Origin of the sequence: Aneurinibacillus aneurinilyticus ATCC 12856 (assembly GCF_000466385.1) — a bacterium.
Lineage (GTDB): Bacteria > Bacillota > Bacilli > Aneurinibacillales > Aneurinibacillaceae > Aneurinibacillus > Aneurinibacillus aneurinilyticus.
The window spans coordinates 1-9703 of sequence record NZ_KE952828.1 but is presented as its reverse complement, the minus strand read 5'-3'; the positions used below and the strand labels follow the sequence as shown (position 1 = coordinate 9703).

General features: G+C 44.2%; 8 protein-coding genes. 2 read left to right on the top strand and 6 right to left on the bottom strand.

Going from position 1 to position 9703, the window contains the following annotated elements:
• Nucleotides 1-1576: YcdB/YcdC domain-containing protein (locus tag HMPREF0083_RS16200; RefSeq protein WP_021622659.1), on the top strand; the 1576-nt coding region annotated here is incomplete at its 5' end.
• 80 nt (nt 1577-1656) lie between these two features.
• Here the strand turns inward: HMPREF0083_RS16200 and HMPREF0083_RS16195 are convergent.
• On the bottom strand, nt 1657-1989 hold the full coding sequence (locus tag HMPREF0083_RS16195) for a YuzC family spore coat inner layer protein (RefSeq protein WP_021622658.1): 333 nt from the start codon (nt 1987-1989) through the stop codon (nt 1657-1659).
• A 23-nt stretch (nt 1990-2012) separates the two neighbouring features.
• A complete protein-coding gene (locus tag HMPREF0083_RS16190; RefSeq protein ID WP_148315990.1) occupies nt 2013-2522 on the bottom strand; it encodes a superoxide dismutase family protein in 510 nt (169 codons plus the stop codon).
• A 153-nt stretch (nt 2523-2675) separates the two neighbouring features.
• Between HMPREF0083_RS16190 and HMPREF0083_RS16185 the strand changes: the two genes are divergently transcribed.
• Nucleotides 2676-3527, top strand: a complete 852-nt coding sequence (locus HMPREF0083_RS16185) for a M15 family metallopeptidase (protein ID WP_148315989.1) — start codon at nt 2676-2678, stop codon at nt 3525-3527.
• 52 nt (nt 3528-3579) lie between these two features.
• Here HMPREF0083_RS16185 and HMPREF0083_RS16180 read toward each other — a convergent pair whose 3' ends face one another.
• From HMPREF0083_RS16180 to HMPREF0083_RS16165, 4 genes are all read right to left on the bottom strand, one after another.
• Entirely contained in the window at nt 3580-4788 is a 1209-nt protein-coding gene (locus HMPREF0083_RS16180) for a S1C family serine protease (RefSeq protein ID WP_021622655.1), read from the bottom strand.
• A gap of 395 nt (nt 4789-5183) precedes the next feature.
• Nucleotides 5184-6323: a serine hydrolase domain-containing protein gene (locus HMPREF0083_RS16175; RefSeq protein WP_021622652.1), complete on the bottom strand. Its 1140-nt coding sequence runs from the start codon at nt 6321-6323 to the stop codon at nt 5184-5186.
• Nucleotides 6324-6576: 253 nt separating this feature from the next.
• The gene (locus HMPREF0083_RS26475; protein ID WP_021622650.1) at nt 6577-7623 is read right to left on the bottom strand and encodes an S-layer homology domain-containing protein; all 1047 of its coding nucleotides are present in this window, start codon (nt 7621-7623) and stop codon (nt 6577-6579) included.
• Nucleotides 7624-7837: 214 nt separating this feature from the next.
• Nucleotides 7838-9415: an S-layer homology domain-containing protein gene (locus HMPREF0083_RS16165; protein ID WP_021622649.1), complete on the bottom strand. Its 1578-nt coding sequence runs from the start codon at nt 9413-9415 to the stop codon at nt 7838-7840.
• Between the last annotated feature and the right edge of the window lie 288 nt (nt 9416-9703).

Genomic DNA, 9703 nt, shown 5'->3' with positions numbered 1-9703 from the left:
TCTTGCCCCTATTCCGCCTGCCGTGCAAAAAACGCTGGACAAGCTGTTTACGCTTCAGCCGGAATTACAGAAGTTAGCTATCATTATGAGCCTACCTGAGGAAAATAGCGGACGTTTTTCCCTTTCTCTTAGTAACAGAAAAGCAGGAGAAACGGGAAATCAAAAAGATGAATCAAACGCTCATCTTACGTTCGATACTAAAACTGGAGAACTTCTTGAACTCAATTTGAACATTTGGGAATGGGCCTCAGATAAGAACCCTTCGCTTAAACTGACGTATGAATCGGCAGATAAGTTTCTTACCGAGTGGTTCGGTACAGAAGGCAGGAAGCAATTCGGCAAGCCTATATCGACCGGAGGCGGTTCCTCGACTATCGGTAACGAAGATGGTACACAAACAACATGGAGTAATCGCAGGGCTAATTTCCCGCTTATGTTAAATGGAATTCCTGTAGAAGGTAATGTCGGACCGCGTATCAGCGTCGATGCATTCGGCCATGTCACACACTATTCGTATGAACCTATCGACTTGAATAAGATCGATGTACCAAAGCCAGACACCGCCCTATCTGTAGAAGAAATTAAGCAAAAAATCGCTACCGCTGACAGTATAGGACTAAGTTATATAGAGGCGCAGCCGGAGAAAACAACAACAAAGTCTGTTCTGCGCTATGATTTTCAAAATTTCGGATACTTCCAGCCACAAACAGGTGCATCAATTGATATAATGAGTGGCAAAGAGCTTGCTGACGGACAGAATCAACCCGTAAACAAAAAGGTTATGATTTCTCCAAAGGGAGAGCAGCTCATTGTTCATTCCGAAGAAGAGGCAAAGCAGCTGCTTGCTAAAGTATTCGATAACAAGGATGCTGTAGCCAAGTTACGCGTTAATGAACGACAAGGCGCAGCATGGGAGAAAGAAAGCCCGCAACAATGGTATGAATTCAGCGCAGAAGACCATCACATCTATGCAAGTATCACAGCGGATAAGAAGACAGGCCAGGTACAACATGCCAGCTTACAGCTGAACACGGATCAAGAAGCACAGCCAGCAAAAATAACACAGGATGAGGCTTTCACCACCGCACGCAATTTCCTTGAAAAATATGCCAGTCCTTCCGCAACACAACTGGAATGGACAGATTTTACTTATACAAAACCGGAACTGCCTGCCTGGGTAGACAAGAGCAAACTACCAGAAGGTTTTACCAAGCACCAGTCAAGGGAGTATAATTTCTTTTTCTATGAAACATATGAAGGCATTCCTATCATGGATCGTACCTACCATATTTCAGTAGACAATCAGACCGGGAACATTGTTTCTTTCTCGCTGGCCACACCAAAGGATAAGCTGGATCTGCCTGATTCAAAGAACATCATAACGAAAGATCAGGCGCTTGAGGCTTTTCTAAAAAACAAATCGCCAAAGCTGCAATACGTTTGGCCGCAATACTTTGATCAGCGCGCTCCAGCCCCGATTCTTGTTTACGCATGGGACTATTCAGAAGGCTACGGATATGTGGATGCCTTGACAGGTGAATATATTATCGTTCCTAACAATTGGGATGAAGAATAAAAGAAAAAGCCAGCAGGTACTAACTGTACCACTGGCTTTTTATCATGTGCATATGCTTTGGCATGATAAGGAGACTCCAGCTACCAGCACAGGGACAAGCGTATTGCAAAACAGGCCTGCTTATCCTCGGGTTGAAAAATAACAAGCAAGCCATCCGGAGTAAATTTTGCATCCGCAAGGGTTGTGACACCTGTAGAGCGAATTAAACGCTTCACTGTATCTGTCTGATTTAATGATGCCGCTTCCTTGATTTTTCTGGCAAAATGAGGCTGAGATGCGATGATGTGCAGCAAATGCTGAAGCTCTTGTGCCGGTCGGAGAAATTGCATAGCCGAGTACTGAAAAAGCTTTATGTCGCCAGGTTCTGTAGTTATCGGAAATCGGCGATATCCATTAGGATAGAACCCGTACATCGTTTCTCTCCTTCGCTAAAGGATCAATACCCCTGCTGAATCACGCCGCATGCCAGGCGTCTGCCTGAATCTCCGGATGGCTGCGTGCGATAATCATCTGGATTCTCATGAATAATAACAGATTTACCAATGACTTGCGGAACAGTAAATTTATTTGTAAAAAAAACCATAATTGCCCTGCCACCGTTTGAGAATAATACAGGAAAATCTCCTGCATGATTGCCGTGTGGCTGATTGGTCGGATTCCAATGCTCGCCGGCTGATGTAAATGGCTTTGCTGGATCGCCTACCCGACAATTTCCGAATTCATGAAGGTGAAAACCGAACGGACCGATAGGTGGTTTCCCTCCCTTAGCCGGTCGATACGGCGGGAGACCTTCTATGTAGGCAGACACCCACGTTCCTCCAGGAGCCGGGACGAACTGTACGATACCGGTAATGCCGGGTGCTAAAGGTCCTCCCTGGATCCTTGCTGTTGCAACTATTTGTCCCCCCATAGCAGGTGTACCTTGTGGCGTATAAGCAGAATACATCCTTCTTCCTCCTCTCCTTTGCCATTCTATGCTATTGCCTACCGTATCGTTACTTGACCCCTTGTGATACATTCGAAATGTTTACAATTTAATTTTCATGTAGTTTACTAATACAAGAAACCGATATACAAAATGGAGGTACAGCAAAGACGAATGTATACCAAATTTATTGGCAGAGGAGCTGCGGCAATATTGCTCTGTATAAGCGTAAGTGCGTGCGGTACAAATAAGCAGGAGGCGGTGAGTACGGGTGTGAATGAGCAAGCCCAAATCAAGCAATCAATCCAACAGCCAGAAAAACCGAGGGGAGAAGATAATACCAGGAAAAGTCCACCGCCCCCTCCTGCTCCCGCTTCCAAAGAAAAAGACAAAACCGTATCTATTGATGGAAATGGAAAAGCAATCGTTACTAACGCATCAAGTATTACAGTGCTGGTCAACAAAAAGCGGAATCTACCCGCAGACTATGAACCGAACGATCTTGTCGTACCGAATGTAGCCTTTTCGTTTGCGGGCAATAGTCCGAAAAAACAGCTGCGTCGTCCGGCGGCTCGTGCACTAGAAAAATTGTTCGCTCAGGCAAAAAAGGATAACATCGATATAAAAGCCGTATCCGGCTATCGTTCGTATTCCACACAAAAAACCATTTTTAACCGGAATACCAAGACGAAAGGAAAAGAAGTGGCTAATCGTACCAGCGCATATCCTGGCCAAAGCGAGCATCAAACAGGGCTTGCTATGGATGTTTCCAGTGCCAGTGTAAGCTACGGACTCGAACAAAAATTCGGTGATACAAAAGAAGGCAAATGGCTTGCCAAAAATGCGCCAGCCTTCGGATTTATTATCCGCTATCCAAAAGGCAAGGAAGCTATTACAGGATACTCATATGAACCATGGCATATACGCTATGTCGGCAAAGACCTTGCGCAGGCTGTTGCCGAGCGAAGTGTTACGCTTGAAGAATATTTCGGCGAAGCCGTTCCAGTAAAAGGTAAGCAGAAATAAAATGAACCATCAGTGAAAGAGGAAGCTCATTTCGCTGATGGTTCAATCTACTTTATTGTATTGTTTGTTTACCAAGCGTAACTTTTGCAATTTTTAATTTACCATTGCGGTAATAACTAATTTCTATATTGTCGCCTGCGCGCTTTTCAAAAAGATATTTGCGCAGTTGGGCCGAGTTCTCAATTTCCTGATTATCCAGCTTCACAATCACATCGTACATTTGTAAGCCTGCTTTCTCCGCAGGACTTACATGCTCAACATTACGAACAACCACTCCGCTTTGCACTTTCTCGGGCAGCCCGAGCGTATTCTTCCACTCATCAGGCGAAATTCGTTGCAAATCAACAGGGCTGATTCCAATATATGGACGTTGTACCGAATGGTAACGAATCAGGTCGTCAATAATACGACTCGCTTCGTTAATTGGAATAGCAAAGCCAAGACCTTCTACACCAGTCTGAGCAATTTTAAGGCTGTTAATTCCGATAACCTGTCCTTGTGCATTTAGTAGTGGGCCACCACTGTTCCCAGGATTAATCGCCGCATCCGTTTGAATGACGTTCATCTCATAGTCTGTTTGGCCATCTTTATCCAAATCGATCGGCATCGTACGATCCGTCGAGCTAATAATACCTCCTGTAACTGTGCGAGAGAACTCCATACCAAGCGGATTCCCGATCGCAATCGCTGATTCGCCAACCTGGAGCTTGGATGAATCACCGAATTCGGCTACCTCCTTCACTTGCTCTCCGTCAATTTCGAGAACGGCAAGATCCGTTATCGGATCAGCACCAACGACTTTTGCTTTTACCGGTTGTTTGTTCGTAGCTAGTGAAACTTGCACTTCATTAGCGCCCTCAATTACATGATTGTTCGTAACGATATATGCCTTACCGTTTGCCTTGCGGAAAATGACACCGGACCCACTTCCCTGTTCTTCCAGCTGCCCACTCATATCCGAAAAGCTTTGGCGTTGCTGCATATTAATGACACCAACCACTGTATTTTCTGTTTTATTTACCGCTTTTGTAATAGGAGAAGCGGCTTGCCCACCAGAAGTAGAGACAGGAACACTCGCTACACTCTTTTGCTGTGGCTGTTCCGCTTCAGGGATGTACCCTGACTGTACAAGGGGTGGCAACACCAGCAGAACTAGCATTCCGCCGATTACGGCACCGATTAGGGCAGATAAGAAGACTGAAGCCCTGCCACTTTTCCTTTTCTTTTGTATACCGGCATATTCGTCATCATAAAAACCCATGATGCGTATCCTCCTTTGCTATCTTTCCTTGCTTTCTACTGTACATAGAAAAAGCGGCACAAATATCAAGAAATTGTGGGGAATTGTGAAAAAGAAAAACCTTCTCCGGGAACATTTTTCATAAATTATTATCCATAAGGTGGAAGAAAGAAAGTGCAGGAGACGAACCGACGCTCGTTTGGGGCACGGTGTGGTGGCGATCCACTCTGGATCATACTGGATAATCAACACCCTTGCTTCCAACCATCTGAACTTTTGTTACTACGTCAAGTGATTTTTATACACATAAAAGCTGATAGCACATTTAGAATGTTTGATTTTATATGAGAAAAATCAAAACGGCGTACAAGCCGACAGCAGTCGGGTACGCCGTTTTGATTAGTACGAATGATCCATTATAATACCGCTTTTTTCTCTATTGGTTGTTCGTTTTCGTCGCTATCGACCGGCTGAATAATGTCCAGCAACGCATTTGCTATATCCTTTAATTCTGTATCACCATGATTGCTCAGAAGAATGATCACGCTTTTCGATGACATATCACGTACAATCTCGGCAGAAAATCCAAGTACATAACCGTTGTGTTCGGCAAGTTTCCTGCCATTTTTTTCTTCCAGATGCCACCCATAGCCATATGCTTTCATCTGTGGTGTAAACATACTCCGACGCAGCGGTTCCGAGACCAACCTATCTGTATATAAAGCACGGTCCCATTTGTAAAGATCTTCTACCGTAGAATACAAGCTCCCAGAAGAAAAACGTGTGGAATAGTCCATCCCCAGCGCAACCCAGCGTCCATGAATGTTCTTATGTCCTCTTGCCCTGTTCAGTACTTTGCTTTGATTAATATTGACCCCTGTATCTTTCATATCAAGCGGAGTAAAAATATGGGTGTTCAAATAATTTTCATAAGACATACCGGATACTTGTTCAATAATGTGCCCCAGGAGAATGTATCCTTCATTGCTGTAGTTCTGGTTCGTTCCCGGTGGATATAGAAGCGTCAGATTTTCATACGCGTGACTTCCACGATTCATAGGCAGCCCCGAAGAATGGGTCAGCAAATCATGAATGGTTACTTCTTTAGCAAATGGGTATGTCGGAAAAAAGCGTTCAATTGATTCATTAATATTTAATCTATGTTGTTCATGCAACTGTAAAATTGCCATTGCTGTAAATGCTTTGGTCAAGGAGGCTATTGCGAATTTCTGACCGGGTTCATTCGGTGCTTTTTCTTCCTCGTATGCGTACCCATATCCCTTCTTCAGAAGAATGGTATCTCCCTTGGCAATTAATACCGTTCCATGAAACTTGTCCAATGCCAGTTGCTTTTGCAGATAGACGTCTACATCGATGGCCAGCTTTTTGTTTTCCAGACTGGTTTCATTTTTTACTCCTGTCGTAACCGGAGTAAAACTTTCCGCTTTTGGCTCTCCAAGACGGATGCCGCTTTTCTGTTCATGCTGCGGCAAAAATACCGGAAAAAACAAAAACGCCAGAAAAAAACCTGCTAGCACGAAGACTTTTTTTTTCAATTATTTCTTTCTCCTTCTCTAGATGATGAACGAGAAAATTGTAATACTGAACTACATAGTTGTAAAGTTAAAATTTAGTTAAAAAAAATCACAGAATAGTGGTAAATTAAGAATAGTCATGAATTTCCTTTTGAACCATATTTTTGAGGGGGCTCTCGTTTTCCGTACTTTTATGGTGAGGCTTTTTTTATCCATGTATACGCAGCTCCATAAAAAAGCGTTCCAAGCCAGTTTAACCCGGAACGCCTTCCCGTTATAAATATCTTTTTACGCCAACAACCCGATAGTGATTTAAATACCAATCAATGTCATTAATTTTTACGGAACCTTGACCACTTGCCGCATGCGCCATTTTCCCTGCACCCATATAAATGCCAACATGTGAAATGGAGCCGCTGCCCGTATCAAAAAACACCAAATCGCCCGGCTGCATGGATGAAACGGATACTTTTGCTCCTATTTCAAACTGTTGCTCGGCCGTACGTGGTAAACTGACGCCTAAGGAGTTGTATACATATTGCGTAAATCCACTACAATCAAACCCGGATGGGGAAGCGCCTCCCCAATGATACGGAACACCTAGAAGCGGCTGTACCGTTCGTTGGAACAACTCATCAAGGCGATAGCTGGTACGGGACGCCACTTTTGGCTTTGGTGCCATTTTCAAGGGACCGTACAATACCGTTTGTATAACAACTGCCATTTCAGCACGTGTGAGCGCTTGCTGCGGATAGAAATACCCCGCATCACCGGAGAAGATCTTTTTTTCTGTTACGGCTTTCACACTGTCCTCGGCCCAGCTGCTGATTTTTCCTTTATCTTTGTAAGCCAGCGCCTTGCCGGAATGAGAATAGTTAAACGTATGGGCAATAATCCCCGCCGCTTCCTCCCGTGTAATCGGGCGCTCTGGAGCAAAGTGGATGGCCGACACACCTTTAACAATTCCCATTTGATACGCTTTTTTTATTGCGCTGTAATACCACTTGTTCTTCGACACATCGGTAAACGGAAAATTGTTCACCTTGATCGGTTTGTCAACTGCCCGTTCCAGTACGGCAGCGAATTCAGCTCGCGTCACCGATTGGTTCGGCGAAAACTCTTTCGGGGCAGTTCCTTTCAGGATCCCCTTTTCATATAAGTTTTCGATGCTGGGTACTGCCCAGGAAACCTTGTATGTATCTGAGAATATTTCAGCTGCTTTCGCTTTATTTTCCTGAAGGGGAAACATACCGGCAAGCAAAGATACAGAAAACACACCTGTAGCTATACAACGTCTTATTCTTTTCTTTTTCTCTCTCATAGCCTCTTTCCTTCTCTAATTTTCAGATAATTGTTAGGTCAACTTCATTCATCCTACCAAAAAATTTTCCTTTGTTCATCTAGCCAATTAACCAGGATATATTATTCAATTTCATTGGCTGATTTTCACGCTATAGGAAATAGAAGGGGCACATGATAATGAAAAAACATATCATGTGCCCCTTTTGTTTTATGAGAATCTACCGAGTATACGATCATTGTTCATTTTGTATAGCGGCCCACACCTCGTCGGCTTCGGCGCCAACATGCCAGAACGCCGTCCCCGCTGCGCCAAGCTCTTTCACTGTTCGATATTTCAAGGCAAGGGAACGGCTTTCCTCAAGCCAAACTTTGTATATCTTGCCCTGTTTACGGTACGTGATGTAATATTGTCCCAATCGCGTATCCCAAACTGGTCTGATACCTGATGTTTGAACATCCTTAAAGCTATTCGCCATTGTTATTTCTTCCGGTTCTGCTTTACCGTTCACTTCCTGCCAGCGCATTGTGTAGAACGGAAGAGCAACGATTAGACGCTCCTTGGGCATTAGCGTAAGCATACGTTTTACATGCTTCTCCAACCAGGGAAGAGATGCATTGGACCCAGCCACGCCTTTTCCTTCCCACGTTTCGTTGTATGCCATTAGCACGACATAGTCGACATAGCGGGCTAACGAAGAAAAATCATACGGCTCGCTCCAATCATCCCCTAAGTCCGGTGGTACATCAACTGAAACTTTTTTATTGAGTGAATGGAGAGCGTTGGATAATTCCGCGATAAATGCGGTAAAATACGAGCGATCTGTCGGAGCAATATTTTCAAAGTCAATGTTAAGACCATCTAGCTGATACTTTTTCGTGTATTCGGTAAGCTGACGTACAAGTGCCATTCGTTTTGCCGAATCGGTGAGTATCTGATGAGTAAGCTCTTGATTGAACCGATTGCCAACTAACGGCCATACTTCTCGCTTGTTTTTATTTGCCCATGTTAATAGCGAGCGCTCGGTCGTATCAGTAAGATTTCCAGATGAAGTAAGGAAATACCATCGTGGTGACACAATGTTCATACCGTTTGCCTTTTTTACCCTAGTCGTGAATTCGTCCGTCGATATATCATACTGCCAGCCCATTTGAAGCATGCCGTTATGTACTGTATGCTTTTCAAAGTCGGACTGATGCAGAAGATTATACAGTAATACCGCCATTTCTTCCCGTGTCAGCTGATCATGTGGACGAAATTGCCCCTGACTTCCGATCATCAGGCCACGTGCATATAATTCGGCCACTGCAGGGCGCGCCCAATCGGCGATTTTGTCTGTATCCCGAAATGGCAGTGCTTTACCCTGCACTGTCTTTTTTTTCGGTAAAGACCTGTACAATAACGAAGCTGCTTCTTGTCTAGTTATGGCACGCTTGGGCGCAAATTCATCCCGTGATACCCCACTGATAAGCCCGGTAGTTACGCCCGCCTGCACAAAGTCGTAGGACCATGAAGTCTGCCCGACATCTTTGAATGCGGGGATAGCGGCGCGTATTGGAACTAAGCCGATTGTACGTCCTAGCATCGTCGCCATCGCTTCGCGTGTTACAGGCTTGCGGGGACCATATGTACGATTCCCCTCTCCATACACAAGACCCCTTTTATACAAATCTAGGATTTGTGTCCGTGCATAACTGGGAGCAATATCATCGAACGGAAGGGACTCATCCGCACGAATCTCACTCGGCTGAATGCATCCGCCCATAATACAGACGAGTATCAGCAAGGTAATAATAGAAGCTTTCTTTCTCATGATGTAAAATATCCTCTCCCAATCTTTTCTACCTTTCTTTTCCCTTCCTACTCTATCGTAAAAAGGTAAGAAAAAAACACAGGGAAAGGATGGAAACTGTATAAATTCACTTGACGTATTAGCAAATGTTTATATACATCTTCTCTTTTCTGAATCTCCTCCTTCCAACCACCTGAACTTTTGTTACTACGCCAAGTGATTTCTATATAGTAAGACGTAATGATCGTGCTATAATGTGTGAGTGATTGTATATAAAACATCACGCCTGTTGATTATCCATAAGGTGGA

Coding starts and splice junctions, on each gene's coding strand:
- HMPREF0083_RS16190 (WP_148315990.1), bottom strand. CDS start 2,522: ATGTATTCTGCTTATACGCCACAAGGTACACCTGCTATGGGGGGACAA.
- HMPREF0083_RS16195 (WP_021622658.1), bottom strand. CDS start 1,989: ATGTACGGGTTCTATCCTAATGGATATCGCCGATTTCCGATAACTACA.
- HMPREF0083_RS16165 (WP_021622649.1), bottom strand. CDS start 9,415: ATGAGAAAGAAAGCTTCTATTATTACCTTGCTGATACTCGTCTGTATT.
- HMPREF0083_RS26475 (WP_021622650.1), bottom strand. CDS start 7,623: ATGAGAGAGAAAAAGAAAAGAATAAGACGTTGTATAGCTACAGGTGTG.
- HMPREF0083_RS16185 (WP_148315989.1), top strand. CDS start 2,676: ATGTATACCAAATTTATTGGCAGAGGAGCTGCGGCAATATTGCTCTGT.
- HMPREF0083_RS16180 (WP_021622655.1), bottom strand. CDS start 4,788: ATGGGTTTTTATGATGACGAATATGCCGGTATACAAAAGAAAAGGAAA.